Origin of the sequence: Gracilibacillus thailandensis (assembly GCF_010994055.1) — a bacterium.
GTDB classification, from domain to species: domain Bacteria; phylum Bacillota; class Bacilli; order Bacillales; family Amphibacillaceae; genus Gracilibacillus; species Gracilibacillus lacisalsi.
In genome coordinates this window covers 35377-62265 of the sequence record NZ_WJID01000014.1, presented here as the reverse complement: position 1 = coordinate 62265, position 26889 = coordinate 35377, and the positions used below count along the sequence as shown (strand labels likewise).

The following is a 26889-nucleotide window of genomic DNA, read 5'->3' as shown; positions in this document are numbered from 1 at the left end:
TATCCGAAATCAGCCAGTCGATTTCTCCACCACATGTAGTTCCGGAAATGTCGCATTTTCCACAGCTTAGTATACAATACTAATCAAGTGACAGAAATTCAAAGAGTTTAGTTCCATGAGTTCTATCCTTTCTATAACCAGAGCACAACAATAGCGTAGGCAGAATACGGAGACTCCTGTGGGAACTCACGCGAGCCGAAGATCCACTTGGTAAAGTGCTTTTCTTTACCAAGTTAGCTCAAGATCGCCCACGGAAAGCGCAGTATTCTGCCGAAGCGGTATTCGGTGCATTCTCTATGGGGGATGGACAGAGCAGATCCTCAAGAGGAGCTACTTCGCAGTTTATGTTTTTTGTGCATCATTTTCCTAATATCCAACAGAAAAGAGAGACTTCGTCGTCTCTCTTTCTTTAGGAATTCTGAAATTGCTGTATCTCTTTTTCGCTCATTTCTTCTCGCCAAACTCGGGCTCCGAGCTCGTCTAATTTCTCTGTTAGGTTAGCATAGCCTCTGTCAATATGTTCCAACCCTGTAATTTCCGTTACTCCATTTGCCATTAGACCGGCAACAATCAGAGATGCACCTGCCCGTAAATCACTCGCCTTTACTTTTGCACCCTCTAAAGGTGTAGGTCCTTGAACAATAGCAGAACTTCCTTCCACTTTAATTTGAGCATTCATTCTTTTTAATTCATCAATATGTTTAAACCGTGCTTGATATATAGTATCCGTGACAACTCCTGTACCTTCTGCTTTTGTCAATAAGGCTGTAAAGGGTTGCTGCAAATCTGTTGGGAAACCAGGATGTACAAGGGTTTTGATATCAACACTTTTGAGGCCATTTCCTCTATGGAGGAGTAATTGCTCTTCCCCTTCTTCTATATGTACACCCATTTCTCTTAATTTGGCCAACAATGGTTCAAGGTGTTGTGGAATAACATTATCAATCAGAACTTTCTCGCCTTGAGCAGCGGCCATTATCGTATACGTACCTGCCTCAATACGATCGGGAATAATGGTATGCATGCATCCAGTTAATTGCTCTACACCATCAATACGAATAACGTCCGTACCTGCACCCTTAATTCTCGCACCCATACTGGTTAGTAAGGTGGCTACATCAATAATTTCCGGTTCTCTTGCTGCATTTTCAATAACTGTACGTCCTTTTGCTTTCACAGCAGCAAGCATAATATTGATCGTTGCACCCACACTGACAACATCCAAATAAATGCGGGCACCTTTCAGTTCTTTTGCTCGTAAATAAATAGCTCCTTGTTCATTCGTAACGGTCGCACCAAGAGCTTCAAAGCCCTTAATATGCTGGTCAATGGGTCTTGGACCAAGATAACAGCCACCAGGTAAACCGATCACCGCTTCCTTAAAACGTCCCAGCATCGCACCCATAAAATAATAAGAGGCTCTCAATTTTTTGACACGTCCATTTGGTAGCGGCATAGCTGTCATATGAGCAGGATCTATATGAACCGTCTGTCCTTTCCGCTCTACTTCCCCGCCAATTTCCTCCAGTAAATAGCTTAACGTTTCTACATCAGAGATATCTGGTAATCCTTCAATAATTACTTTTGTATCTGCCAATATAGAAGCTGGTAATAATGCTACCGCACTATTTTTGGCACCACTGATCCGAACTTTTCCATTTAATAAATGACCGCCCTCTATAAGCAACTTCTGCATATATTTCCCTCACTTTCAAGGATTCCTGTAAAACATACAGCAACAACAATATTATAAACTTATTCTGTACTAATCCTGCCAATATTATGTAATAAAACAAACTTAAAATCATTATATCTCATTTTCGAGTGATTTAAAACAGGAGATTGAGACAAGGAAAAGTAGATGGATTAATTTCTTCATTGATTTAATATGAACGATTTGGATTTACTATCGACTTTGGATTGTTTTCTGGCAACTTTTCGGATTTACTGGCAACTTCTATTATCAATGCAGAAAAAAACCATACTCACTTAAGAGTATGGTTTGTAAATGAATTTATGCTTTTCCTGAAGAACCGAATTCGCGCATTTTACCGATTACTGTATCTTTAATCGCGTCACGACTTGGTCCTAAGTATTTACGTGGGTCGATCATTTCTGGGTTCGCTTCTAACACTTCACGAACTACTTTTGTTTGTTGAATTTGGTTTTCTGTATTTACATTAATTTTAGATGTACCATAGGAGATTGCTTTTTGGATATCTGCAACTGGGATACCAGTACCACCGTGAAGTACTAATGGTACTCCAGCTACTGTATTGATTTCTTCCATTTCTTTGAAGCCTAAGTTAGGTTCACCTTGGTAAGGACCGTGTACAGAACCTAATGCTGGTGCAAGACAGTCAACTCCAGTACGTTCAACTAGCTCTTTACATTCGTTCGTATCAGCATACATGATGCCACCTTGTACACCATCTTCATTACCACCAACTGTACCAAGTTCTGCTTCAACAGATACTCCGTGGAAGTGTGCAAGTTCTACAACTTTGGAAGTTACCGCAATATTTTCTTCAAACGGATCATGTGATGCGTCAATCATTACAGAAGTGAAACCTGCATGGATTGCTTTTGCACAAGACTCAAAGCTTGAACCATGGTCTAAGTGGATTGCTACAGGAACGGTAGTACCTTGTGCTTCCATTGTAGCTTTTACCATTGCTACGACTACATTGAAACCACCCATGTATTTTCCAGCACCTTCAGATACACCAAGGATTACCGGTGATTTTTCTTCTTCAGCTGCTTGAAGAATAGCTTGTACATACTCTAGGTTATTAAGATTAAATTGACCTACAGCATAACGATTTTTATTAGCTGTTTCAAGCATTTCTTTCATTGAAACTAATGGCATAATTGCTCCTCCTTTAAGGTATGTATATACAATTGATTTAACAATCGATCCTCTTACGAAAGATTGCACCCATTAATAGAATACCAATTCCGACAAAAAGGTGCAACAAAACAATCGGCAGAAAACGCTTACTGCCAATAATTTTCTCAAAATATTATATTCACCACAAGAAATTTAATCAATTAATCCAAAATATGCTTCAGCAATTGTCTAATATCATTTAATTGAAACGGTTTTGCTATCGTTTGGAACACAGATTGTAAATTTTGCACATCTTCTTGCGCTTTTTCGGGCAAACCACTCATTATAATAGTTGGAATGATAATATGATCCTTTTCTAATTTTTCAACTAATGTTGGTCCATCAATGATTGGCAGCTTATAATCTAACATGATCAAATCAGGCTTATTATCCAAAATTTTGTCTAACGCTTCTTTGCCATTTAAAGCTAATTCTACATTATACCCTTCTTGCTGAATTACTTCCTCAAGTAACAGCCGAATACCAATTTGATCATCGACTACTAATACTGTTTTGCTCATGCTCTGCCAGCTCCTTTATGTTTTTCTATTTATATATATTTAGTTGCTTGATACATTGTCATAAATTGCGAATTGGCGTCTATTTTGTAATAAGCCCTTTTTCTTATAGTTCGATATGATAGACGAAAATCCTGCAATATTCGTAGTATTTTATTAATTTTGTCTTTATTTGAGCTGAATAAAAGCAAAAACAAAGCAATTTTAGGTAAAAAGAAACCGTCATAGTAATGTACCATGACGATTGGTAAAATGGAACTTCTTCCCACATTATTATTTGTTTACTGCTGCGTTGATAAAGCCTTTAAACAATTGTTGTGGTCGTGTTGGTCTTGATTTGAATTCTGGATGGAACTGTGATGCGACAAACCACGGATGGTCGCTTAGCTCGATTGTTTCTACTAACTTTTCATCAGGGCTTGTCCCCGAGAAAATAAAGCCATTCTGTTCCATCTGATCGCGATATTGATTATTAAATTCAAAACGGTGACGATGGCGTTCATATACCACATCTTCATTATGATAGGCATCTTTTGTTTTTGTTCCTTCTTTTAAGCGGCAAGGATACAAGCCTAAACGTAATGTTCCGCCAAGGTCGGAAATATCTTTTTGCTCTGGTAAAAGGTCGATAATCGGGTGTGGTGTATTTGGATCAATTTCAGCTGAATTAGCACCTTCTAACCCTAACACATTACGTGCGAATTCAACCGTTGCTAACTGCATTCCTAAGCAAATACCTAAGAAAGGTAATTTCGTTTCACGTGCAAAACGGATTGCTTCAATTTTCCCTTCTATACCACGATCGCCGAAGCCACCTGGTACTAATAATCCATCAACGTCTGCTAATTCCTCTGCCACATTCTCAGCGCATACTTTTTCCGCGTTAATCCATTTCACATCGACATCGGCATCATGTGCGAACCCTGCATGTTTTAATGCTTCTACAACAGAGATATATGCATCTGGTAATTCTACATATTTACCTACAAGTCCTATTGTGACTTTTTTCGAAAGGTTCAGTACTCTTTCCACTAATTGATTCCATTCAGTCATATCTGCGGGACCACAGTCTAAACCAAAGTGATCACATGTTAGTTGATCCAGTTTTTGTTCCTGCATTGCTAAAGGGATATGATAAAGGGTATCAGCATCACCTGATTCAACAACTGCTTTTTCATCAATATCACAGAATAATGCGATTTTCTCTTTCATTTCCTGGCTGATTTCATGCTCTGTACGCAATACAATTACATCAGGCTGGATACCTAAAGAGCGTAATTCCTTCACACTATGCTGGGTTGGTTTGGTTTTTAATTCTCCAGCTGCTGTAATATAAGGAACTAATGTACAGTGAATATACATGACATTCTCTCTGCCAATGTTACTTTTAATTTGACGAATTGCTTCAATAAAAGGTAATGACTCAATGTCGCCAACAGTACCACCAATTTCAGTAATGACGATATCTGCATTTGTCTGCTTTCCTGCTTGAAATACTTTGTCTTTAATTTCGTTCGTAATATGCGGAATAACTTGAACAGTTCCACCTAAGTAATCACCACGACGCTCTTTCTTAATAACCGTTGAATAAATTTTACCTGTTGTGATGTTACTATACTTGTTGAGGTTGATGTCGATAAATCGTTCATAATGACCTAAGTCCAAGTCTGTTTCAGCACCATCATCTGTTACGAACACTTCACCATGTTGGTAAGGGCTCATCGTTCCCGGGTCAACATTAATGTAGGGGTCGAACTTTTGAATGGTTACTTTTAATCCTCTGTTTTTTAAAAGGCGGCCTAGAGATGCTGCTGTGATTCCTTTTCCAATGGAAGAAACAACACCACCAGTTACAAAGATATATTTCGTCACACTGTATCCCTCTTTCTTTTGTAATTGTTCTATCTTTTGCTTAGTATTCTGTTTTTATAGTAGTAGGCATACTAAGCTTGATGAAAAAAATGATTTAAGGGGATGTTCAAAAAGTCCGGGAAAAATTGCATTGAATCTCTGCGTCAGCTTTGCCCTTTTTGTCCTCCTTTTTGAACATACACTTTAAATAATAATTGCTTGTTAAAAAATAAAAAGCGCTCCCCTTGAGCAGGGGAACGCTGTGTAATTCCATTAATTTATGGAGCCCAATAAAAATTTTACTCAGAAGCTTGTGGAAAGTCAAGTACTCTGATGGAACTATTTTTCTAGTTCGTCATCTGTGTCAAAATCATCATCTACTTCATCTTCGATATCATCATCATCGAAGTCAAAATCATCATCCACGATGTCATCTGTATCTAGATCCTCATCGAAACCAGTTAAATCCTCATCACCAATAACTGTTTCATCAAGATCTTCTGTTTCTTCCAATGGTTCCACTGGAGCTTTTTTCTTTTTCGCTTTTTTCTTTTTCTTCTTTTTCGGTACAGGAGTAATGTCTTCATCAATCTCTTCTACCGGATACCATCTTTTTAATCCCCACAGGTTAGAACCTTTCGTCATAAAACGGCCATCTATATTTAAATCAGTATAAAATTGCGAAATCCAGGCATCTTTTTCCGTCTCGGATAATTCCTTTAGCTTTGCAACACGTTCGAAGATTTCACGGAAATCCATTGCTTTATTTTCTTCTTCTAATATTAACGTTGCAATATCAATCATTGCCAATTCATCTATTCTTTCTTTTGTTAAGTCCTTTAAACTCACGCTCTAGCACTCCTTTTTATCTAATCTATGTAAACAAATTCACTGACTAGTTAAGTTCTACCATCATATTATATGGCTTTGTTAATTGAATTGCAACAATCTTTAAGGAAGCTATTTTTGAATGAAACTTACCAGCTTATCAACCTTTTCTTCCGTTAAATCACCGGAATTATCAAAAATGTTGATATTTTCTTTTGGGATATCCCAATTAATGGTTGGTATGAAATCTACTCTTGTTTCATAAGAATCCCAATTTTCCAACTTCCATGTATCACGGTCTGTACCACGCTCTTCAATTCGTTTACGTTGTTGCTCCATATCCTGTAGTGTTACAACTACAACCTTCACGTCAACCTCTTCTTTTGATTTACCACTTGCTGCAATGACTTCTTCGATCCATTCTTTATTTCTTAACTCTGCAGTAAACGGTGAAATCATAAAAACATTTTGTCCAACACGTAAGTTTTCAATACATATATCTTTCGTTGTATCATATTCTAAATCGCGAAGGTTTTCCTTATAAAATGTTGAATCACGATCGTTTGGATCTAGATCATTCATTTCTAGAAAACGCTCTACAAAACGTCCCCCAACTGTATCACGATCAAGAAATGCACACGAGATATCTTCTGATACTTTTTCTGCTACTGTTGTTTTACCTGTTCCTGCTACACCTACAAAAAACACTAATTTTTGCACGATTAACACCTCTTTTATTTATCTGTCCTTCTATATGTTAACTTATTATCAGGAAAAACGCATCCATTATGTTGCTTATGATTTTAACCTTTTTTGGGTATAGTAACAAGAAGAAATGAGGGAAAAATATATGCTTTGGATAATCTTCTTTTTTATTCTCTTACTAATTATTGATTTCCAGCTTGGCCGTTTTCTTGTTTCCCATCGTAATAAAAGTCAGAATTGGCGGACCACTACTGAAGAGGTCGAATTGTTTGCTGACGGAAATTCTCTATTTGAGGCGATGCTTTCCGATATCGAGAAAGCCACTGAGTCAATTGATATGCAATTTTTTATTATTCGTAATGATCGAATTAGTAACCAGTTTTATACCCTGCTCGCACGTAAACATGCGGAAGGAGTTCGTGTCAGGTTGTTAGCCGATTGGGTTGGCAGTTTTAATTTTCGAAAAAAATGGCTTGACCAAAAATTTTTCATGCGTAAAATGAATCCCCCGCGCTTTCCTTTTTTCTACCATCTACAACAGCGGAATCATCGTAAAGAGCTTGTGATTGATCAGAAGATTAGCTACATTGGCGGCTTTAATCTAGGTAATGAATATGTTGGCAAAGATGTGAAACTGGGAAGATGGCGTGATTATCATTTGCGAATGGCTGGGGGAATTAGCGAGGTGTTACAGAACAGCTTTGCTATTGATTGGGGGGAAACGAATACTAGCCAAAATGCTCAAACTGGTGATGTACAGGTATTAGCAACGGAAGGGGATGTATTGGAGAAAGCATTGTTGGCGTATATAAAGAAAGCAAACCGATCAATTGAAATCGGTTCTCCTTATTTTGTACCCACCCGGCAACTTGCAGAGGCTCTTATAGCTGCATTGGTAAGAGGTGTTGAGGTGACCATCTTAATTCCAGAAAAAGCAGATCATATTGTGGCTAAAGCTGCAGCTCTTCCTTATTTGAGAAAACTGAAAGAACATGGTGCAACCATTCATCTCTATGTTGATGGCTTTTTTCATGCAAAAGTGATATTTTTTGATCGAAAAACTTGTGATGTAGGTACAGCCAACTTCGACCGCAGAAGTCTGCAGTTGAATCAAGAGTTAAACCTGATTGTTAGCCATGAGCATCCTATTTACCAGAAAATGCGCAAAGCCTATGATGCGGATATCAGCAACAGTAAATTAATGACAGATACTTGGCTCACTCACCAACCGCTATACCTTAGAATCCTGTCATGGGTTAGCATTCCATTCCGGATCTTTTTATGATTGGTTTGGGGCACCTTTCATTTCGTATTTCATTCACTCTATAACGTTTGGCACTAAATCAAGATACACTAAGTACCAAATATTTTTCTGCATGATTAGTTTTGGTACTTAATTGCAATTTAAGTACCATTTTTCCTTCTGTACCATTTATTTTGGTACTTAATTCTATTTAAGTAACAACCTTGCTTCTTCAAGATTAAAATTTGGCATTTAGTGCCAAAGGTTTATTCAAAAGAAAAAGGGCAGTCATAAGTCTTTAACTAAAACTTATGACTAGCCCTTTCTTACATACTTTCCGGTGCGTGGACACCGATTAGTTTCATTCCGTTTGCAAGTGTGATGCGAACTGCTTGCATTAATGCGAGTCGTGCTTTTGTTGCATCTAAATCATCTTCATTGATTACTTTTTCGGCATTGTAGAAGCTGTGTAAGTTTGCTGCTAGATCAAAAATGTATTGAGTGATGCGATGTGGTGTACGGTTTTGGGCTGCATCGGCTACCACTTGGGTGAACTCGCCCAGCTTTTTCAATAAATCTTCTGCTTTCTCAGACTGCAAAATGGTTGCATCATAATCTGTAAAGTTGATCCCCTTCTCTTCAGCTTGCTTCAGCATCGTACAAATACGTGCGTGCGCATATTGCACATAATAAACTGGGTTATCGTTAGACTCTGACTTGGCTAAGTCCATATCAAAGTCTAGATGAGAGTCAGCTGAACGCATAACGAAGAAATAACGCATCGCATCAATCCCTACTTCTTCCATTAACTCTCTTAATGTTACTGCTTTACCAGTACGTTTACTCATTTTTACCTTTTCACCATTTTCGAAAAGGTTGACCATTTGAATGATTTCCACTTCTAATGTATCGGCATCATAACCTAATGCTTGGATCGCTGCGCGCATTCTTGGGATATAACCGTGGTGGTCTGCACCCCAAATGTTAATCAACTTATCAAAGCCGCGATCAAGCTTATTTTTATGATAAGCGATATCTGGTGACAAATACGTATAAGAACCGTCTTGCTTGACTAGAACACGATCCTTATCATCTCCGAAATCCGTTGTGCGGAACCATGTCGCACCATCTTGTTCATAGATATAGCCTTTTTCTTTTAATAATTCAATTGCCGGGACAATTTTGTTTTCTTCATATAAGGATGTTTCGGAGAACCAATTATCAAAGGTTACACGGAATTGTGCTAGATCCTCTGCTAATTTATCTAATTCGAATTTCAATCCATATTCACGGAAAAAGGATTGCTGCTCTTCTTCTGTTTTTTCCAACAACGCTTCTCCATGTTCCTTTGCTAACGTTTCTCCAATTCCGATAATATCGGCACCATGATAACCGTCTTCTGGCATTGGAAAATCTTCCCCGAGTGCTTGCATGAAACGAGCTTGTACGGATAACGCTAGGTTATTAATTTGATTACCAGCATCATTAATGTAATATTCACGCTGCACATCATAGCCTGCTTTAGCCAAAATATTGCACAGTGCATCACCGACAGAAGCACCACGAGCATGACCAAGGTGCAAGTCTCCTGTTGGGTTTGCTGATACGAACTCTACTTGAATTTTTTCGCCATTACCAGTGTTTGATGCTCCGTAGCTTTCAGCTTGTTCTAAAATAGTTGGAATTAAATTTGTTAAGTACTGATTGTCGATGAAAAAATTGATAAATCCTGGGCCCGCGATATCAACACTTTTAATTGAAGCTTTCGATTGATCTAATTGTGCAACAATGTCTTCTGCAATTTGGCGTGGTGCCTTTTTAGCGACTTTAGCCAGTTGCATCGCGATATTCGTTGCATAATCACCGTGCGCTTTGTCCTTCGGTTGCTCTAGGACAACAACAGGAATTTCTGCTTCCGTTGCCAACTCTGCCGACAGGACCGCACACTTTATTTCTGCCTTTAAATTTTCCTGCATCTTTTGCATCACGTTCATACAATAACCTCCATTAATTTTCTTTTGCTAAGCTAATCGTTAAGCGATGACGTCTCGGTGTTTCCCCATTCAAACTGGTTCGATAACTGATGAATAATTTACCATCTTGATTTGCAACAGGTGGTTGGTATACTATTTGATCTGTTTCAGTTTCCATATGCATCGTACCAAACTGATGCCGATAAACATTTTCAGTTATTTGCTTGCTTTGAAACTTTTGTAGCATCGATACTGCTCCAGACCTTTTCACACTAACTTGGTCCGGTTGAATCGTAATCAAGGAATTGGTTTGTTCATTATTTTCGTTTGTTTCACTAAATTTCAATACAGTAGTATTATCTTTCTCCAATAAGTGACCTTTTTCTTCAACAACCGTAACATCTTTGTTTCCTAGTTCGGTAATTTCCATCGTCATTTTAATCGATACGGAAGATTTATTCATTTAATTCATCCTTCTATTGATCAAGGGCGTTTAACGCCTCAAGAGGTAATCTCGCATAAAAATAATCATCACGTTCTTCAATAAAACGTTGATAAGATGTGCGTAATAAATACTTATCTTGCTTAGCTCGTCCTAAATAATATTGTTGAAAAGGGGTAAGTTGCTCGAAACTTTCTAATATACGGATACATTTGTCTAGTTCATTTTCTGCCAAAGCAATATGGGCTTGCTCTGCCTGGTCTTCACTTGTGACACCTACTGTCTTTTTATAATAAGCGGCGATAAAAGGCAAGGTGAAGTTTTTCAAACCATACATCGCTCGTTCATATTGCAATTCACTAGCAATTTCCATTGCAACAGAAACATGGTACATAGCCTGATCATAGCTTTCAAATAAGTAACCTTGTGCCAAAATGTTATGAATATCTATTTTTTTACATGGATTATTGGTGTCTGTTAATAACTGATACCCATACTTTCGTGACAAAATCAGTTCATTTCGCTTCCAATGATAAATAAATAACGTCTCATTCAATCTCGATTCTAATAAATTATACAATAATGGATCTTTTACATGGAGAAGATCTCTTTTAATCGATTGATTAAACGTCCCAATTTTGCCATATTGATGCATATCAAAGTAACAGAAAATATGAACAAGATCACGAAGTATTTTCAGAGAGTACTCCTCATCATTTATCCTCAATCGATTTACGGCTTTGATATATTTTGCTGGTGCATCTGGCTTCAGTTGTTTAGCTCTTAGTGTTTTCCGATCATACATGATTTGATAAATTCGTGATGTTTTACGAACTAGCTTGTTAGTAGCATATTCTGTCTTTTCAATCAAGAGCTTTAATTCAGGAAATAAACCATTGGCATACAAATATTCCATCGCGGCACATTGATTTGCTGCACCTTTACTTTCTAAGCAAATCTCACTCATATCTTCTATTTCATTGGGCTGACCTTTCAACTGCTGATATACGACATGTAACGGCATCTCTGTCTCATTCAACAAAAAATCTCTCACGATTTGATTCCTTTTCATGTAATATCCCCTAATCCAATATAAACTGTAACCTATTTTATCATATTTACGTCATAGTTTACATCTCGTGTGACCTATTTTACCCAACCTAACAACATTTCTCGGATAAACTTGCTCGCTGCAATTACAGTCTGTTCCGTTGGGTCATAGTTTGGTGCTACTTCGACAAGATCTGCTCCGACGACATGCACATCTGACCGAGCAATCAAATGAATAGCTGCCAATAATTCTTTCGACGAAATCCCTCCTGCCTCCGCAGTCCCTGTACCAGGTGCAAAAGAGGGATCTAATACATCAATATCTACGGTAACATAAACGGGACGACCCGCTAATTTTGGCAACATCTGCTCTAACGGTTCAGCTACATCAAATTTCGCCATATACATTCCACTTTCTTTGGCATAACGAAACTCATCACGATCACCAGAACGAATCCCGAAGGAAAAGACATTATCGGGTCCGATTTTTTCACAGACTTTGCGAATTGGTGTCGAATGAGATAATGGCTCACCTTCATATTCCTCACGCAAATCTGCATGGGCATCAATATGGATGACCGCAAGATCTGGGTATTTTTCATAAACTGCTTCGATAATCGGCCAACTGACAAGGTGTTCGCCGCCTAGGCCTAATGGGAATTTCCCTTGAGCTAAAATTTGATCGATATAATCCCGAATCATCTCTAGGCTCCGTTTTGGATTACCAAAAGGGAGTGGAATATCACCTGCATCAAAATAGTTCACTTCTTCTAAATGACGGTCTAAATAGGGGCTATACTCCTCCAGACCAATCGATGCTTCCCGAATTCGGTTAGGGCCAAAACGTGACCCCGGACGGAAGCTGACTGTCCAATCCATTGGCATCCCATAAAGGATGACATCTGCCTCTTCAAAATCCGGGCGCGTCATAATAAATACTTTTCCTGAATAGGCTTCGTCAAATCGCATTAAGCTACCCCCTTCTAAACAGTTAAATCTTCTATAAATTTCGGTAAAACAAAACAAGCATGATGCAGCTGCTTTGTATAATATTTCGTGTCTATTTCAAAAAAGCGTTCCTCTTTTACTTTTAATGGATCATGAATTTTACTACCGATCGTAAATGTCCACAATCCACTTGGATAAGTTGGAATATTCGCTGTATACAAGCGGGTAACAGGAAAAATTTCTTTCACGTCTGCATATACTTGGCGAATTAATTCTGCTTTAAACCAAGGATTATCGGTTTGTGCCACAAAAATACCGTCATCTTTTAATGCTTTTGAGATCCCTGCATAAAAGCCTTTAGTAAAAAGGTTAACAGCTGGCCCTACTGGTTCAGTAGAATCGACAAGAATGACATCGTACGCCTTTTCACTTTCGGCGATGTGCATAAAGCCATCTGCTACACGTACCTCCACACGCGGATCATCTAATTTCCCTGCGATCGACGGTAGATATTTTTTAGAATATTCAATGACCTTTCCATCGATATCTACCAGTACTGCTTTTGTAACAGAAGGATGCTTTAAAATTTCACGAATCACCCCACCGTCACCACCACCTACAACTAGTACTTCTTTCGGATTGGGGTGTGTAAACAGTGGCACATGTGCAACCATTTCGTGATAGACAAATTCATCTTTCTCTGTTGTCATTACCATGTCATCCAATAACAGCATGTTGTTCCATTCTGCCGTTTCAACCATGTCCAGTTTTTGAAAAGCCGTTTGTTCTGTATGGTAGGTTTGCTTAATTTTTGCAGTAATCCCAAAGTTGTCTGTTTGTTTCTCGGTAAACCATAAACCCATCTGGATCGCTCCTCCATCTATGCGTACAAATAATTATTTTAGTAGTAAACAATACTATTCTAGAGTTTTTCCGTAAAAAATCAAGTAATTCTTCCATCTTGTATGTTTATCACCGGTTTTTTTTATCCATAATGCTAATGATGATAAATTGCTTCTTAATGACATAAGAAGTGGAGGTGTGGTCCGGTGAGGCGTAGATATAGACGCAGGAAGAGAAAGAGACGGTTATTGAAGTTTAGTTTTTTTCTAGTATTAATGATGGGGTCTTGTATTGCAGTACTGTTGATTGCTAGCTTTTTACTTGGTCCACCGTCCTTAGAACGACCGCAGAATACGATTTATTATAGTAATACAGAAGAAGTGATCGGAGAGGAGTATGGTTCAGAAAAAAGATACTGGGTACCCCTTGCTGAAATAGATGACCGCTTGGAGCAGGCAACGGTCTTAACAGAGGATCAACATTTTTATGATCATTTCGGATTTGATTTTAAACGATTAGTCGGAGCAATTTGGAAGGATATTAAGACGTTGTCTCTGAAAGAAGGGGCAAGTACGATTACACAGCAGTATGCTCGAAATCTTTTTCTTACACATGATAAAACATGGAAACGGAAATTATATGAGGCATTTTATACAATTCGATTAGAAATGTTTTATGATAAGGACGAGCTGTTAGAAGGATATTTAAATACGATATATTACGGACATGGTGCGTATGGTATCGAAGCTGCGAGTAAGTACTTTTTTGATAAATCTGCAGCTGATCTTAGTTGGGCCGAAGCTGCGATGTTAGCAGGAATACCGAAGGGGCCGTCTCACTACTCGCCATTTCATAACTTAGATAATGCGAAAAACAGACAAGAATTAATCTTAAGCAATCTTCATGAGGAAAACGTGATCAATGATAGCGAATATGAAACAGCCATGAATGAAGAATTATCTTTTTCAGAGGATCGTGATATTGCTAGCAAAAGTGTCGCACCGTATTTTCAGGATGTCGTTGTAAAGGAATTGCAAGAATTGCTGGATGTAAACATCGAAGACATTCGTTCAGGAGGCTACCAAGTTTATACGACATTAGACTTGAAACAGCAACAAGCAATGGAACAAGCTTCTGAAGCGATCGATAGCGACTCAGAAATTCAAGTTGGTGCAATGGCAATGGATCCAGATACAGGAGGTGTTACCGCTCTGCTTGGTGGCAGGGATTATGAAGATTCTTCCTTTAACAGGGTAACACAAGCAAAAAGAATGCCAGGGTCTGCTTTTAAGCCGTTTCTTTATTATACAGCTTTAGAAAATGGGATGACGCCTGCCACTACCTTAATGAGTAAACCGACTACTTTTGAGTTAGCGGATGGCAAAAGCTATCAGCCTAGTAACTATAATGATTATTATGCCAACCAACCGATTACAATGGCCCAAGCAATAGCGCTTTCTGACAATATATTTGCTGTTAAAACGAATTTATATGTAACACCGGAACGGTTTGCACGAACAGTCAAAAATAAATTTAAATTTAATAGTGAACTGGAGCCAGTCGCATCATTAGCATTAGGAACAGAGGTGGTAACGATGCGGGAGATGGTGACAGGATACAGCATGATAGCAAATGGCGGTCTAGATGTCGAAAGCCATACGATTACAAAGGTGACCGACGCGTATGGAGAAGTGTTGTACGACCGAGAGGAAGAACAGTCAGAGAATAAAGGATGGAATCCATTCTCTAAACAAGATGATAAGCAAGTATTGCGAAAAGAATATGCCTATATTCTCGCTGACATGATGAAAGGAATGTTTGAGCAAGAATTAAACGGCTATATGAGTGTGACTGGTGCTTCAATCGCCGATAAGCTGACACATGAATATGCTGGAAAATCTGGAACAACCAATGTCGATAATTGGATGATGGGATTTACCCCTGCCCTGACTGCTGGCGTTTGGGTTGGTTATGATGATAATCGCGAAATTGTACGAACTAGTGAACAGCAGTATGCAAAGGAAGTTTGGGCAAGTTTTATGGAATCAGCTCATAAAAATTTACCTGAAGAACATATCGTAAAACCTGACAATGTGGTGGAGGCATCGATTGATTTAAATACAGGTTTCCTGGCAGCAGATGGATGTGGACAGACACACACGATGTCATTTGTCAGAGGAACAGAGCCAACAAGGTATTGTACCGCCCATTTAGATGATGAGCATGAGCATCCTGAAGAATTGGATGAGATGATCCCGGAAGACCGCCTGCTAGAGAATTGGTGGGAATGGATGTGGACAGGAGAAGATGAGCAATAGAACGGAAAAAGGCTGGGCAAACGCCCAGCCTTTTCCGGTCCTAGTAACGAAGAGTTACCATGTGTGTATATTTTATAAAAAATTGATCTCTTAGGACAAGTATAATCGCTCATTTTCAGATAATGTTCACAAAATGTTCATTATTCTGGTAAAGCTTGCTTTAATTCATCGGATGAATTTTTCCACATCTCTGGATCAAATTCACGTAAGAAATCAGCGAGTAACTTTTGTGACTTCTCATCCATATGCTCGACAATCACATGTCCTTTCATCGATTTATCCATATGATTGACATGCTCTGGCATTGATTTATAAGCACGTTTGATCGAACGGTCGACACGGATTTCACATCCTGTTACACCATGATAATAAGGACCGATTTCTCCACGTTCAACCGTAACCCAAACAATCCAGTACAGTTTACCGTTTGGCACATCTTCTTTATTCGGAAGAAACTTCACACGACGTTCTACTTCACTTCTTGCGTGCATCGCTCCCATATCAACAAAAGCACGATCTTCATTCGGATCGATAATCACTGGGGAGATATTTTCTAGACTAATCGACCCGACACCATATCCGCCATGACCATCCGTGGAATCGTCCTTCATGATCGTAAATTGATTGGATTTCTTTTTTTCTTCACTCATGACAATCCATCCTCCTACTTATTTTACTTATTATTGTAGCATGTTTAAAACTGAGTTTTCATCTTCTGTGTTTCCCTCTTTTTGTTTTTACGATACAATAATATCGATATCCCATAACAGAAGGAGAGAATACATATGCCATACGTAACAGTACAAATGCTAGAAGGCAGAACAGATGAACAGCGCAAAGCTTTAATTGAAAAAGTAACAGATGCAGTTGTAGAAACAACAGGGGCATCTCGAGAAAAAGTTGTGGTGTTTGTCGAGGATATTGACAAACGAAATTATGGTGTTGGCGGCAAGCGGTTAATCGATTGATGCGTATTCGGATTTGACGCCCATCCACTTCCATTATTATCCTTTAGTTGATATACTAGGAATAAAAGGATGTGTTTTATTTGCTTTACGCGGATATAGGTGGATTGCAAGGTGGCGATATGTTGTTCGCTCTTATTTCGTTTATCCTATTTCTAAGCATCATTATGATTTTAATCCTATTGATATTTCGTTTTGGAAGGAAAAAGAAACAATTAGAACGAATCGAAAGTAAGCTAGATCAATTGTTAAATGAGCAGAATAACAACATATAATTGCAAACAAAAATAACCCATCACAGGGTTATTTTTGCAATCTATCGATAAATGCCCAGGCTTCTTTGATATCCTCTGGTGTATAGTTCGACTTCTTTTTCACTTCTTGTACCTTTTGTTCGATCTCAGGCTTTGGTAAATGATCGAAATATAGCATCGTACTAACAAGCTCCAAAAAGCGTGAGCTCTGTTCTTTCATCTCCTGCAAAAGCGACTGTTCTAATGGCAGCTCGGTGTTGGAATGTTTGAGAAAATCTTCTCCCTGCTCTGTTACTTGGTATCGATATTGATAATAATTGCTCTTCTTTTCTCTTACTTCTGAGACAAAACCTAGGTTAGTAATCTCCTCAATGCGCAAACTTAACTCTTCAGAATACGGCCCGTAAAAATAGAACGTATACTTTTCTTCAAAAGGTAGTCCAAGTTTTTTCATGATGTAAATGATTTTTTGCAACTTTTTGCGCCCGACAATTCCTTCCGATGCTGCGATCACTTTTACAAGCTTTGCATGATTATCTAGCAATGAAAACACCCCAGTTTCTTTAGCTTTCTTGTTTATGTAAAATTTTCTTTATTTGCTGTTTCTCCGGTCTATCCTCTGGCAACTTTTCGATTAAATCTTTTGGATAATATAACTTATGATCGGTCCGTTTCTTCCCTGATATCGCCTCTACAATATCAGACTGACGAGATAATTCACGTAATTCCTTATTTGGCATTAGCAAATGAATCGGTAACCGTTCTTCTTCCTCTCCTGGCCGGTAAAAATCATACGGCAAATCGGAGGAGGAATCTACTACTAAATAATAGTCTGGATCTAGGTCAATATCGCGGAACAGTTGATACAACTCCATCCATTCATTCATTTGCAAATTTGGATTAAATTCGGCATATTTAAACAAACGACGATTGATAAAACGATAGGCCAAATCACTTAAAATCGGATCATCTTCTTCCGACCACATTTGGAAATAATACAAGACTACCGCTTCATCCAACTTAATGTAATCTTCCAGTGACACTTCTTCCTTGAAGAAAGATACAAATGGCGTCGGCTCCACTTTAAACGTGTATCCCCCGTCATATAATGCTTTGACACGGTGTAAAATCTTCGTCAAAATCACTTCAGCACTACGAGTAACCGGGTGGAAATAGACTTGCCAATACATCTGGTAACGGCTCATAATATAATCCTCAACTGCATGCATACCCGATTCCTTGATCACGACTTGGTCTTCTACCGGTCGCATAACACGCAAAATCCGCTCCATATCAAAGTGGCCATAGCTAACCCCAGTAAAATAGGCATCACGCTGTAAGTAATCCATCCGGTCCGCATCAATCTGACTCGATATCAAACTTACTACTAATTTGTCGTGATAGGTCTTATTAATAACATCGGCAACTTTTTGTGGAAATTCAATACTAATATTTGTTAATACTTGATTTACTTCGGTATCACCAAGAATAATTGCTCTCGTGAAATCCTCGTGATCTAATTTAAAGACTTTCTCGAACGAATGAGAGAACGGCCCATGTCCTAAATCATGAAGCAATGCGGCACATAAACAGAGCAATCGTTCTTCATGATTCCAGTTAGGCCTGTCCTCAAAATTGATGAGTATTCGACGGACAATTTCATAAACTCCTAATGAATGATTAAAACGACTATGTTCTGCTCCGTGAAAGGTTAAAAAAGATGTGCCTAATTGCTTGATCCGTCTCAGTCGCTGGAATTCTTTGGTGCCGATCAAATCCCAGATCACTCGATCACGAACATGGACATAGCGATGGACTGGATCTTTAAATACCTTCTCCTCGTGTAACTTTTCATCTTTATAAGCCATGGCAAATACCTTCCTCTTTTTTCTTACTATTAGTATAATATAGTTTTAGGTGAACGAAAAGGTTTGGAGGATAATAATGAAAGATTGGAAGCAATTTTTTAAAGATAAACAAATAAGAGTGATTGACCATAGTGATCCGGAGGTGCTAGGAACAGCGATGGCATCATTCGCAGTCGATGATACGTTGTGTGAATCGATAGGGCGAAGCAGTAACAAGGCTGCGTGTCGATTCTGGGTCCATGACAACACGGTTGTTCTTGGCATTATCGATAGTCGCTTGCCAGCCGTGGACGAAGCAGTCGTTTTTTTACAAGAAAAAGGGTTTGATGTTGTCGTTCGGAATTCAGGTGGTCTTGCAGTGGTGCTCGATCGGGATGTCTTGAATTTCTCGTTTGTGGTGCCGGATTTGGATGAAATGGGGATTCATTCCGGGTATGAGCTGATGACGGCGTTTGTCCAGGATATGTATGCAGATCTTACGGATGGAATTGAAGCGTTTGAAGTCGTTGGATCGTATTGTCCTGGTGATTATGATTTGAGTATTGGTGGCAAAAAATTTGCTGGTATTTCACAACGTCGGGTCAAGAAAGGAATTGCAGTGCAAATTTATATTTGTGTACGTGGTAGTGGAGCAGCACGTGCTGAGTTAGTTCGTGATTTTTATCGTGTGGGACGTTCGATTGATGATGAGCGGTTTGCGTATCCGGACGTGGAGCCTGATACGATGAGGTCCTTGTCAGAGTTGCTTGGTAAGGAGTTAACAGTCGAGGACAGCATAGATCGAGTTTTGCGTTTGTTAGGAGATGTACAGTACACTGACTTAGCTGGTGATGAGTTAGCTATTTTTGAAAAAAGGATGAAACAAATGGTAGAGCGGAATCAAAAAGCACTTAAGTGAGCACTTTTTGATCCGTTGTGGGCAGGTTGAGATCGTAGCCGATTCCTGGCCTTTTTGGCAGCGTAACATAACCATTTTGGACTTCAACCTCTGGAGTGATAATATCTTGATGCCAATAACGGTTGGATGCTCCTGGGTCTGCGGGTAGCGTGAAGTTCGGTAATGTTGCTAACGCCAATGATTGGGCGCGCCCGATTCCTGCTTCCAACATTCCGCCACACCAAACAGGAATGTTGTGTTCTTGGCAATAGTCATGAATCTTAATCGCATTTGTGAAACCACCGACTTTTGCTAATTTAATACTAATGATTTTACAACTATTGAGTGAAATCGCTGTTTGAACATCTGCTAGAGTATGAATGCTTTCATCAAGACAAATGGGTGTGTTGATTTCATGCTGGAGTTTGGCATGATCGATGAAATCATCAGATGCTAGCGGTTGTTCAATCATCATTAAATGGTATGGATCCATTTTTTTAAGGTGGTCGATGTCGTTGATTGTATATGCAGAATTGGCATCGACCATTAGTGGTGTTGTCGGAAAATGGTTGCGCACTGTTTCTAATGTGTGCAAGTCGTTTTCCGGCTTTATTTTTAGTTTGATTCGCTGATAGCCTTGCTCTAGTGCTTGTGCAATTTTTTCAATAAGTTGCTCATCGGTGGATTGGAAGCCAATCGCTGCTCCTACTGGTATTTGGTTGGTTGTCCCTCCGATTGCCTGATAAAGTGGTTGTTGCGTTCGCTTCGCATAGAGATCCCACACTGCTCCTTCGATAGCAGTTTTTGCCATATGGTTACGGCGAATGTTGTGAAGCTTGAGTTCTGTCGGATGATTGATCTGCTGCTTTTTGATCAATGGCCAAAGGTGATGTTCCATCATATATTGCACTGTATCTGTCGTTTCTTCTGTGTACCACGGTGAATCAAAGGCTACAGACTCGCCGTAACCGATGATTCCATCTTGATCATGAAGCTCGGTAATGATGATATCCTTTTCTGTAATCGTTGTGCTACTGTTCGCAAACGGATACTTAAGCGGCATTTTCAACCGGTGCATGATTATTTTTTTGAATGAGATCATATGCGTGGCTCCTTTTTATGGCCACTTTTGATACTTTTATGGCCACTTTTCTATGTTTTATGGCCACTTTCTTATGTTTTATGGCCACTTTTGATACTTTTATGGCCACTTTTCCAAGTTTTATGGCCACTTCTATTTTTCGTTACGGCTAATATATCAGGGTGTGAGTAGTAAGCTCCTTTTTTTACTCCATATTTTATATATCCCGCTCTAACAATTAATTTTCGAGTTGCTTCTGATGATGACATTTGCATCATGTTTTGTGCTAACTGCTTTGTCACTCTATTATTCGATAATAATGCGATTTTGTATAACAGCTTTTCGTGTGCATCGGTACTTCTCGTTCGACAAAAAGGACATTGCCAACGCATTCGCTCTCTTCGCATGGACCGTTTGTTACATGTGGGGCATGGTAATCCTTTGTGTAAATCATCCCACAAAATGGCGTGTTTTTCTAGTATCGAAATCGCACGCTCACGATGATTTTCCACTAAAAATTGTTCGATTTGTTGGTTTGCTTCTTTGGAAATAACGGGAGGGTGCTTTTCTGCTAAATTTTCTAAAATTGCTGGCACTCTTTGGGATGTTAGTACGCGTTGATATTCAGGATAGTCATGTAAACGGAGGATCGCGTTAGGATTGACAAAAACTGCGAAGCGATAAGTTGGTAATTGGTCGATGTTGTGAGCGGTAAAATAGGATCGTAAATTAGCATATTGGCGATCGACTTGCAAAAGCGGATCGTCAAAACCTTCTTTGATGCCGTCTATGATACGTGTCAACTGATGGGATTTTGCATCAAAATAGATTTCTCCTGTGTGACTTTTCACTTCAAATATAACTCGGAATCCTAATCCAAGAACGAGCCAATCGAGTTGGAATGCACTGTGGTGTTCGAGTCGTAACCTTTTGATACATGTTAGAGATGGGACCTGTGCTTGATTGAGGTAATAGGCGAGGTTGTCTTCTCCAGCTTGTCCAGCTTCTTGGCGCCGGAAATGGTTGATAATGCTTGGGTACTCAGGATGTTGTTCTGGAAGGAGTTCTAGGAGTGCCCGATATTGTTGCAATAAAATGGGGCTGTCGGGTTTCATATCTATTCTCCTTTCTCCCCTTAATATAGCAAAAAGCACAGTAGAAATCTACTGTGCGTCTAATGCTTGTGCTGCGGTGATTAGTGCTAATTTATAAGCATCTTCACTGCTGCATCCTCGTGATAAGTCATTCACAGGCTGGTTAAGTCCTTGCAGAATTGGACCAACTGCATCAAAGCCACCTAAGCGTTGGGCAATTTTGTAGCCAATGTTACCAGCTTCAAGGCCCGGGAATACAAAGACATTTGCGTCACCATTCAAAACAGAGCCCGGTGCTTTTTTCTCTGCTACGGATGGTACAAAAGCAGCATCAAATTGGAATTCGCCATCTAATGTTAATTCCGGAGCTTTTTCTTTTGCGATGTTAACTGCTTCGGCAACTTTCTCTGTTTCTTCAGATTTTGCTGAACCTTTTGTTGAGAAGCTAAGCATTGCAACGCGAGGGTCAATATCAAACAGTTTTGCGGTTTCGGCACTGCCGACTGCGATTTCTGCTAAGTCTTGACTGTCTGGTGCAATATTGATCGCACAGTCTGCGAAAACATACTTCTCCTCTTCACGCACCATAATAAAGACGCCAGAAGTTTTCTTAATACCTTCTTTCGTCTTGATAATTTGTAATGCTGGGCGTACTGTGTCAGCTGTAGAATGAGCCGCACCACTTACTAAACCGTCTGCTTTGCCCATGTAAACAAGCATCGTACCAAAATAATTTTCATCCAATAACATCTTACGTGCATCTTCTTCTGTAGCTTTCCCTTTACGGCGTTCCACGAAAGACGTAACCATTTCGTCAAATTCAGCGTAAGTGCTTGGATCGAGAATTTCCACTCCATCGATAGCAACACCTAGCTCCTTCGCCTTCTGTTCCACTTTTTCATGTATACCGACTAATACAGGTTCAACTAATCCATCTTTTTTCAACATGCTTGCTGCAGTTAAAATTCGTTCGTCTAAACCTTCAGGAAACACGATTTTTCGAGCATTTCCTTCTAATCTACTTTTAATATCCGCAAATAAATCGCTCATGTTATAACCCTCCAAATTATTATCTGTATTATATGATACGCGTTTTTGTGTAATAATGAAAGTAGGAACCAAAATGAATGCGTTTCATTATTAAAATTTTTAAAAATGTTCATTTTTCTGTAAAAATTTGTTATTTGACACAGCATTTCAATAAGTATTTTTCCCCAAATATGTTATATTAAAACGAAAGAATCAATTCTAAGGAGTGAATCAAAATGCCAGAAGCAGTCGAAACAATGGATGGTTGGTACTGTTTACACGATTTACGTAAAATAGATTGGACAAAATGGAAAAAGGCTTCTGAACAGGAGCGCAAAGAAGCAGTCGATGAATTACAGAAGATGCTCCGTGAATGGGAAGAAGTATCAGAAGCACGTGATGGCAGTCATGCGTTCTACTCTATAATGGGACAAAAAGCAGATATCATATTAATGATTCTTCGCCCAACAATGAAAGAACTAGAAGAAATCGAATTGCGTTTTAATAAATCAAAATTTGCTGAGTTCACAACGCCAAGCTATTCTTATGTTTCAGTTGTAGAACTATCCAAATATATGTCGAAAGAAAATGACAACCCTGAAGACAATCCTGGTGTTCGCGCACGCTTGAAACCGAAGTTGCCACAATGGGATCATATTTGTTTCTACCCGATGGACAAGCGTCGTGAAGGTAATGATAACTGGTATATGCTACCGATGGATGAACGCCGTCAATTAATGTATGAGCATAGTTTGACGGGCAGAAAATATGCTGGTGAAATCAAACAAATCATTACCGGTTCTATGGGCTTTGATGATTGGGAGTGGAGTGTAACGTTATTCGCAAAAGACGTGCTACAACTAAAAAAAATTGTCTATGAAATGCGGTTTGATGTTGTCAGTGCACGATATGGTGAGTTCGGACCATTCTATGTTGGCAATATATTAAAAACAGATGAGATTCCAGCTTATTTAGCTGTCTAAACACACGGTATTTGCCGTGTGTTTTTCTTTATGCATGTTTACGAAACAAAATGCATATAGATGGCTAGTAGGAATGCGGAAAAAGCACGAGCATATTTCCGATTATAGAAAGGAGTCTTTTATCGATGAGTCAAAATCAAAATCAGAACCAACAGCAACCTGTAAATATGCAGCCATATACGCCACAAGGCTATTATGGTATGCAAAGCGGTTATGGAGGATATCAGTATCCATATGGACATATGCCACGGATGGATCAACTTGGACAGATGGGTCAGATGGGGCAGATGGCACAGTCAGGAGGACCGATTGGAAATGGACAACAACAGCAGCCATCTGTTTCAGACGTACCTGGTATGCTTCCGGCAGAGGAATCCTATATTGAAAACATCCTTCGCTTAAACAAAGGCAAAAGGGCTACCGTATACATGACGTTCGAAAACAATGACCGCTGGAATGCAAAAGTGTTTAAAGGAACTATTGAAGCAGCAGGCCGTGATCACATTATTTTAAGTGATGCAGAAACAGGTAAGCGTTATGTGTTATTAATGGTATACTTAGATTATATTACATTCGATGAAGAGATAAATTATGACTATCCATATAATCAAAATCCAGGTAACGTAAACTATTCACCACGCTAAAGCTTATCGCAAACTGTGGCGAAAGCCTGAGTACCTACTTTACTGTAAATTACTTTCCTAACGTGGACAAAGAATAACTTCAACAGCCCAGACACAAGTAATTGCTTGTGTCTTTTTTATGGAGGTAAAGATCGTGAAGAAAAAAGCTTCAATCGATGAAATAACGGTTGCATGTTTTAGTTTGACACTCGTATTCATTATACTTGCATGGCAAAATCAATCGACTTTGCTAGGGGTGATTGCTTTAGCAAGTTTAAGTATAAATTTATTTATCGAAGCTTGGAAAGAGTGGAAAAAGGGGCATTCATATTTCTTTTCGCAATTTATATTACGAGGTATTGGCATCCTCGGAATTATGGCTCTTATACTTTTTCTATAGGTAAAAACAATGACCCTTTGGTGGTAGCAAAGGGTCATAAAAAGCTAGATATACTTAATTACGGCATAGCCTAACAACACCCAGCCGACTAAAAATGCCAGTCCGCCAATTGGTGTAATCATCGCAAATGTTTTGATCTGGGTTGTGGCATAGATATAGAGACTGCCAGAGAACAAAATGATCCCCGCAAAGAAAAACCAGCCTGCTGACACGATACTTCCAGACGTAATTTTAGGCATTAATAAACCTGTTGCAAGTAAGGCGACAGTATGAAACATCTGATATTGTACTGCTTTTTCCCACGTAGCAAGCATCTTCTCTGATAATTTACCTTCTAGACCATGAGCACCAAAAGCTCCCAGAGCCACGGCTAGAAAACCATTTAGAATACCTAATAATAAAAAGATTTTCATCTGTATCTCCACTCCCTATTTAAAAGTCAAGTAGTGAATCTCCATTAGCACCGTCATCTTCCGCCTTTTTCTCTTGTTTTATCGGTGGTTTCGGCGCAGGTTGTCCCACCATTTTCTGCCACTCTAAATCATCAATTGAGCTCGTAGATTGAGCCGGCGCACTCTTATCCTGATCCAATAATAAATCTGTTAAAGATTGCACTGCTTTCGCATGCTCTCGTACTTTACTATCATTGTTTAATGCTTGTTCACATTCGGCTATTATCTTTCGTAAAATCTGCTGATTGGTAATCGCCATAATCGCTCATCCCCTCTCCCGCTATTATACAATTCCAAGCGAATTTAAGAAAATGATAGCAATGATGAATGGTGCAATAAATTTCACTAGTACATACCAGAGACTACCAATTGGATTATTCGTTAAATCCGATGCCTCCAACGCCTCTTGTTTGGTAAAATACCAACCGACAAATAATGCCATCGTTACTCCCCCAATTGGTAAGAACACATTGGATGATAGAAAGTCCATCGAATCTAAGATGTTGCGATCGCCAATTAGGGTGATACCACTCCATTTTCCCATTCCTAAGGAAACTGTGACACCTGATGCAAAAATCACGAGTCCAACAATAAGTGATGCTAATTTTCTCGACATATTAGCCGCACGCATCAAATAGGCAACCGGTACTTCTAGCAATGAAATCGAAGAAGAGATCGCCGCTAAGCTTAATGCTGTAAAAAATACCAAACCAATAACACCACCGAAATTCATTTGATAAAAAATTTCCGGTAATGTGATAAATACAAGTGGTGGTCCAGAACTAGGGTCAATGCCAAAGGCAAATACAGCTGGGAAAATGACAATACCTGAAATGATCGCGAATAAAGTATCCATCACACCAATTCCCACTGTCGCACCTGGTAACTGATGTTGTTTCGTTAAATAACTTCCGTACGTCATCATCGTACCAACACCTAAACTTAGTGAAAAGAAGGCTTGTCCTAATGCAGCAATATAGACAGAAGGGTCATCTAATACAGACCAATCCGGCTGAAAAAGAAAAGCAAGTCCTTCACCTGCGCCAGGCAATGTCACACTATAAATCGCCAGCGCAACCATCATTAATGCTAAAATCGGCATTAATATTTTATTGGCTAGCTCTATTCCCTTCTTTACTCCGACTAATACGATAAACATGGTAATCCCCATGAAAAGCGCATGCCAGAATAATGGCGCATAATCCTGTGATATAAAAGCCTCAAAGGATCCACCAAATCCAATGTCCGGCATCTCGGTCATTGCACCTGTTACATATCTCCACCAGTAGTACAACGCCCAGCCAGCTACGACACTGTAGAAGCTTAGAATCAGAAAGGCACTCGCAACACCTAAATACCCGACCATAAACCATGGTTGTTTCGGTGCTAATTTCTTATACGATCCAACTATATCTCTTTGCGCATTTCTTCCGATACTCACTTCTACTAATAATAATGGAATACCGATAACTAACACACTCAAAATATATAAAATTAAAAATGCGCCTCCACCATTTTCACCAGCAACATAAGAGAACCGCCAAATATTACCTAAGCCAACAGCAGAACCCATTGCAGCTAGCATAAAACCTAACCTTGATGCCCAATTTTCTCGTTGCATATATTCTTTTCACCTCTATTACCTATTAATAAA

Annotated in this window: 28 protein-coding genes; 8 read left to right on the top strand and 20 right to left on the bottom strand. The window is 39.1% G+C overall.

Annotated features, from left to right (window positions below):
* Positions 1-409: 409 nt before the first annotated feature.
* The 6 genes from GH715_RS06070 to GH715_RS06045 form a co-directional block, all read right to left on the bottom strand.
* Entirely contained in the window at positions 410-1696 is a 1287-nt protein-coding gene (locus GH715_RS06070; protein ID WP_153834849.1) for a UDP-N-acetylglucosamine 1-carboxyvinyltransferase, read from the bottom strand.
* Positions 1697-2014: 318 nt separating this feature from the next.
* Positions 2015-2869, bottom strand: coding sequence for a class II fructose-1,6-bisphosphate aldolase (gene fba, locus GH715_RS06065; RefSeq protein ID WP_018933528.1), 855 nt, complete (start codon positions 2867-2869; stop codon positions 2015-2017).
* A 182-nt stretch (positions 2870-3051) separates the two neighbouring features.
* Positions 3052-3411: a response regulator gene (locus tag GH715_RS06060; RefSeq protein ID WP_153834848.1), complete on the bottom strand. Its 360-nt coding sequence runs from the start codon at positions 3409-3411 to the stop codon at positions 3052-3054.
* A 270-nt stretch (positions 3412-3681) separates the two neighbouring features.
* On the bottom strand, positions 3682-5280 hold the full coding sequence (locus GH715_RS06055) for a CTP synthase (RefSeq protein ID WP_163578478.1): 1599 nt from the start codon (positions 5278-5280) through the stop codon (positions 3682-3684).
* Between the two features lie 318 nt (positions 5281-5598).
* Positions 5599-6108 (bottom strand): DNA-directed RNA polymerase subunit delta, encoded by a 510-nt coding sequence (gene rpoE / locus GH715_RS06050; protein ID WP_163578477.1) that lies wholly within the window; start codon positions 6106-6108, stop codon positions 5599-5601.
* Between the two features lie 111 nt (positions 6109-6219).
* The gene (locus tag GH715_RS06045; RefSeq protein WP_163578476.1) at positions 6220-6807 is read right to left on the bottom strand and encodes a P-loop nucleotide/nucleoside kinase family protein; all 588 of its coding nucleotides are present in this window, start codon (positions 6805-6807) and stop codon (positions 6220-6222) included.
* Positions 6808-6937: 130 nt separating this feature from the next.
* Between GH715_RS06045 and GH715_RS06040 the strand changes: the two genes are divergently transcribed.
* Positions 6938-8077, top strand: coding sequence for a phospholipase D-like domain-containing protein (locus GH715_RS06040; RefSeq protein WP_163578475.1), 1140 nt, complete (start codon positions 6938-6940; stop codon positions 8075-8077).
* Positions 8078-8361: 284 nt separating this feature from the next.
* Here GH715_RS06040 and argS read toward each other — a convergent pair whose 3' ends face one another.
* The 5 genes from argS to speE form a co-directional block, all read right to left on the bottom strand.
* The gene (argS, locus tag GH715_RS06035) at positions 8362-10029 is read right to left on the bottom strand and encodes an arginine--tRNA ligase (protein ID WP_153834846.1); all 1668 of its coding nucleotides are present in this window, start codon (positions 10027-10029) and stop codon (positions 8362-8364) included.
* Between the two features lie 13 nt (positions 10030-10042).
* Positions 10043-10471, bottom strand: a complete 429-nt coding sequence (locus tag GH715_RS06030; protein WP_153834845.1) for a YwiB family protein — start codon at positions 10469-10471, stop codon at positions 10043-10045.
* Positions 10472-10484: 13 nt separating this feature from the next.
* Complete coding sequence (locus GH715_RS06025; RefSeq protein ID WP_153834844.1) at positions 10485-11522, bottom strand: AimR family lysis-lysogeny pheromone receptor; 1038 nt, start codon at positions 11520-11522, stop codon at positions 10485-10487.
* Positions 11523-11596: 74 nt separating this feature from the next.
* The gene (speB, locus tag GH715_RS06020) at positions 11597-12469 is read right to left on the bottom strand and encodes an agmatinase (RefSeq protein WP_153834843.1); all 873 of its coding nucleotides are present in this window, start codon (positions 12467-12469) and stop codon (positions 11597-11599) included.
* Between the two features lie 14 nt (positions 12470-12483).
* Complete coding sequence (gene speE, locus GH715_RS06015; protein ID WP_153834842.1) at positions 12484-13311, bottom strand: spermidine synthase; 828 nt, start codon at positions 13309-13311, stop codon at positions 12484-12486.
* Positions 13312-13539: 228 nt separating this feature from the next.
* Between speE and GH715_RS06010 the strand changes: the two genes are divergently transcribed.
* The gene (locus GH715_RS06010; protein WP_228760264.1) at positions 13540-15609 is read left to right on the top strand and encodes a transglycosylase domain-containing protein; all 2070 of its coding nucleotides are present in this window, start codon (positions 13540-13542) and stop codon (positions 15607-15609) included.
* A 140-nt stretch (positions 15610-15749) separates the two neighbouring features.
* Here the strand turns inward: GH715_RS06010 and GH715_RS06005 are convergent, their stop codons facing one another.
* Positions 15750-16259 carry a YwhD family protein gene (locus GH715_RS06005; RefSeq protein ID WP_153834841.1) on the bottom strand — a complete coding sequence of 170 codons (510 nt, stop codon included), beginning with the start codon at positions 16257-16259 and terminating at the stop codon, positions 15750-15752.
* A 135-nt stretch (positions 16260-16394) separates the two neighbouring features.
* On the opposite strand from GH715_RS06005, the gene GH715_RS06000 reads away from it, so the two are divergent.
* Both GH715_RS06000 and GH715_RS05995 read left to right on the top strand, forming a co-directional pair.
* Positions 16395-16577 carry a 2-hydroxymuconate tautomerase gene (locus tag GH715_RS06000; protein ID WP_018933515.1) on the top strand — a complete coding sequence of 61 codons (183 nt, stop codon included), beginning with the start codon at positions 16395-16397 and terminating at the stop codon, positions 16575-16577.
* Positions 16578-16657: 80 nt separating this feature from the next.
* A complete protein-coding gene (locus GH715_RS05995; RefSeq protein WP_153834840.1) occupies positions 16658-16849 on the top strand; it encodes a hypothetical protein in 192 nt (63 codons plus the stop codon).
* Between the two features lie 28 nt (positions 16850-16877).
* Here the strand turns inward: GH715_RS05995 and GH715_RS05990 are convergent, their stop codons facing one another.
* Positions 16878-17372: a YwgA family protein gene (locus GH715_RS05990; RefSeq protein WP_153834839.1), complete on the bottom strand. Its 495-nt coding sequence runs from the start codon at positions 17370-17372 to the stop codon at positions 16878-16880.
* 19 nt (positions 17373-17391) lie between these two features.
* Positions 17392-18696, bottom strand: a complete 1305-nt coding sequence (locus GH715_RS05985; RefSeq protein ID WP_153834838.1) for an HD domain-containing protein — start codon at positions 18694-18696, stop codon at positions 17392-17394.
* Positions 18697-18772: 76 nt separating this feature from the next.
* On the opposite strand from GH715_RS05985, the gene GH715_RS05980 reads away from it, so the two are divergent.
* On the top strand, positions 18773-19594 hold the full coding sequence (locus GH715_RS05980) for a lipoate--protein ligase family protein (protein WP_153834837.1): 822 nt from the start codon (positions 18773-18775) through the stop codon (positions 19592-19594).
* Here GH715_RS05980 and menC read toward each other — a convergent pair.
* The 3 genes from menC to pta all read right to left on the bottom strand — a co-directional run bounded on the left by menC (position 19587) and on the right by pta (position 22798).
* Positions 19587-20675 carry an o-succinylbenzoate synthase gene (menC, locus tag GH715_RS05975; RefSeq protein WP_153834836.1) on the bottom strand — a complete coding sequence of 363 codons (1089 nt, stop codon included), beginning with the start codon at positions 20673-20675 and terminating at the stop codon, positions 19587-19589. The genes GH715_RS05980 and menC overlap by 8 nt on opposite strands.
* A 71-nt stretch (positions 20676-20746) precedes the next feature.
* Positions 20747-21769, bottom strand: coding sequence for a nuclease-related domain-containing protein (locus GH715_RS05970; RefSeq protein ID WP_228760263.1), 1023 nt, complete (start codon positions 21767-21769; stop codon positions 20747-20749).
* 48 nt (positions 21770-21817) lie between these two features.
* Positions 21818-22798 carry a phosphate acetyltransferase gene (gene pta / locus GH715_RS05965; protein WP_153834835.1) on the bottom strand — a complete coding sequence of 327 codons (981 nt, stop codon included), beginning with the start codon at positions 22796-22798 and terminating at the stop codon, positions 21818-21820.
* 215 nt (positions 22799-23013) lie between these two features.
* On the opposite strand from pta, the gene hemQ reads away from it, so the two are divergent.
* From hemQ to GH715_RS05950, 3 genes are all read left to right on the top strand, one after another.
* Complete coding sequence (gene hemQ / locus GH715_RS05960) at positions 23014-23760, top strand: hydrogen peroxide-dependent heme synthase (RefSeq protein WP_153834834.1); 747 nt, start codon at positions 23014-23016, stop codon at positions 23758-23760.
* A 125-nt stretch (positions 23761-23885) separates the two neighbouring features.
* Positions 23886-24404 carry a spore coat protein GerQ gene (gene gerQ, locus GH715_RS05955; RefSeq protein WP_153834833.1) on the top strand — a complete coding sequence of 173 codons (519 nt, stop codon included), beginning with the start codon at positions 23886-23888 and terminating at the stop codon, positions 24402-24404.
* 133 nt (positions 24405-24537) lie between these two features.
* Positions 24538-24783, top strand: coding sequence for a hypothetical protein (locus GH715_RS05950; protein ID WP_153834832.1), 246 nt, complete (start codon positions 24538-24540; stop codon positions 24781-24783).
* Between the two features lie 44 nt (positions 24784-24827).
* Here GH715_RS05950 and GH715_RS05945 read toward each other — a convergent pair whose 3' ends face one another.
* From GH715_RS05945 to GH715_RS05935, 3 genes are read right to left on the bottom strand one after another with little or no spacing between them, the layout of a single operon-like run.
* Positions 24828-25196 carry a DUF423 domain-containing protein gene (locus GH715_RS05945; protein ID WP_153834831.1) on the bottom strand — a complete coding sequence of 123 codons (369 nt, stop codon included), beginning with the start codon at positions 25194-25196 and terminating at the stop codon, positions 24828-24830.
* A 19-nt stretch (positions 25197-25215) separates the two neighbouring features.
* On the bottom strand, positions 25216-25494 hold the full coding sequence (locus tag GH715_RS05940; RefSeq protein WP_153834830.1) for a YwdI family protein: 279 nt from the start codon (positions 25492-25494) through the stop codon (positions 25216-25218).
* Positions 25495-25518: 24 nt separating this feature from the next.
* Complete coding sequence (locus GH715_RS05935) at positions 25519-26856, bottom strand: sodium-dependent transporter (RefSeq protein ID WP_153834829.1); 1338 nt, start codon at positions 26854-26856, stop codon at positions 25519-25521.
* Positions 26857-26889: the final 33 nt, after the last annotated feature.